Below are 754 nucleotides of genomic sequence, written 5' to 3'. Positions count from 1 at the left end.
CAAACGAGACGAGCTTTCTTCTTGCGATCAAAAACACAGATGGGCAACCACACAGTTAACACAAACTAGATAGTTCCACACAAAACTAACGATGATAACGATCGGATGATGATGATGGTAGCTCGATTAGATAGATAGATAACTTGGCCATGAGGGCCCCACCGCTCAGTTCCTCCAGTTCCCGTCGGAGTTGCCGCCGCCGCGGCTGCCGTAGCCGCCGCCGTAGCCGCCGCCACCACGGCCGCCACCGTAGCCACCGCCACCGCCGTAGCCGCCTTCACGGCGCTGGCCGTAGCCACCGCCGCCGCCACCACCACCGTAGCCGCCGCCACCGTAGCCTCCGCCTCCGCCGCGCTGGCCGTAGCCACCGCCGCCTCCGCCTCCGGAGCGGCGCGACTGGGCCTCGTTGACGGTGATGTTGCGGCCGTCGAGCTCCTTGCCGTTCATCCCCTCGATGGCGTCGCGCATGGCCTGCTCGCTCGAGAACGTCACGAACCCGAACCCGCGCGACCTCCCCGTCTCCCGATCGTTGATGATCTTGGACTCGAGGATCTCGCCGTAGGTGGAGAAGGCGGCTTCGAGGGAGCGGTCGTCGGTGGCCCAGGCGAGGCCGCCGACGAAGCAGCGGTACTCAACATCCGGCGCCGCCATGCTTTCCCACCAACCCCCGAACCGAAGGAAAAACCGAAATCGAACCGGACCCGAACCGAACCGAACCGAACCGGGAGGGGGAGGAGAAGCCAACCCACCTCTG

At 64.5% G+C, this 754-nt stretch carries 1 protein-coding gene; it reads right to left on the bottom strand.

The genetic code is table 11. The features are described 5' to 3' along the window. Window positions 1-165: 165 nt before the first annotated feature. Window positions 166-651: an RNA-binding protein gene (locus CXQ92_RS17555; RefSeq protein ID WP_100725504.1), complete on the bottom strand. Its 486-nt coding sequence runs from the start codon at window positions 649-651 to the stop codon at window positions 166-168. Window positions 652-754 lie beyond the last annotated feature (103 nt).

Origin of the sequence: Arthrobacter sp. SX1312 (assembly GCF_002929295.1) — a bacterium.
GTDB lineage: Bacteria > Actinomycetota > Actinomycetes > Actinomycetales > Micrococcaceae > Arthrobacter_D.
Note: the sequence above shows the minus strand (reverse complement) of the source record. Positions and strands in the feature narration are given on the sequence as shown.